This is a genomic window from Kitasatospora sp. NPDC058406 (assembly GCF_042722765.1).
Classification (GTDB): Bacteria; Actinomycetota; Actinomycetes; order Streptomycetales; family Streptomycetaceae; genus Kitasatospora.
Map to the genome: position 1 here is coordinate 1 of NZ_JBHXKE010000212.1, position 635 is coordinate 635.

A 635-nucleotide genomic window follows, 5' to 3' on the forward strand; every position below is an offset into this window, starting at 1 on the left:
CTGTCTGGGGGGTTGGTTTTTGTTTTAAAGCCCCCCCCCGGGCCGGGCGCCGGGGGGGGGTGGGGGCGGGCCCCGGGGGGGCGCCGCGGGCCCCCCGCGGGGTCCGCTCGCGGTGGACGGGAGGGCGAGGGACATGACGCTCTCCCACCCCGCCACCCGAGGTGAGGACGGCGAGCGGGGCCGGTTCGAGCGGCTCGCCGAGAACGCCTCCAACCTGACCGGCTCGCCGGCGTTCTCCGTGTTCTGCGTCGTGCTGGTGGCCGCCTTCTTCGCGGTCCACGCGGCGGGTCTGTCGACGGAGTGGCAGATCCTCGTCGGCGACACGATGGCCGCGGTCACGCTGCTGTTGCTGGCGCTGCTCAAGAACGCCGAGCGGCGCGCCGAGCACGCCGTCCAGCGCAAGCTCGACGCGATCGCCGCCGCCCTCCTCGAACAGCACGAGGGCCACGAGGGGGAGGCCCACCGGCAGCTCCGGAAGGCGATCCGCATGGAGGAACGCCTCTGACGCCCGCTCCGCCGACCCCTCCGGACAGCCGACGTCGCCGGACGTCGGTGCCGTCGGTGGCGGGGGCCCCCCCCGCCGGGGGGCCCGGCGACCCCGCCCCCCCCCCGGCGCCCCCGGGGGGGCGCGGGGC

The 635-nt window shown here is 77.3% G+C and carries 1 protein-coding gene; it reads left to right on the forward strand.

Annotated elements, in window-relative coordinates:
• Nucleotides 1–133: 133 nt before the first annotated feature.
• On the forward strand, nt 134–505 hold the full coding sequence (locus ACFWOG_RS31385) for a low affinity iron permease family protein (RefSeq protein WP_329881439.1): 372 nt from the start codon (nt 134–136) through the stop codon (nt 503–505).
• Nucleotides 506–635: the final 130 nt, after the last annotated feature.

Excerpts from the sequence above, each read along its gene's own strand:
- ACFWOG_RS31385 (WP_329881439.1), top strand. The coding sequence starts at position 134 with ATGACGCTCTCCCACCCCGCCACCCGAGGTGAGGACGGCGAGCGGGGC.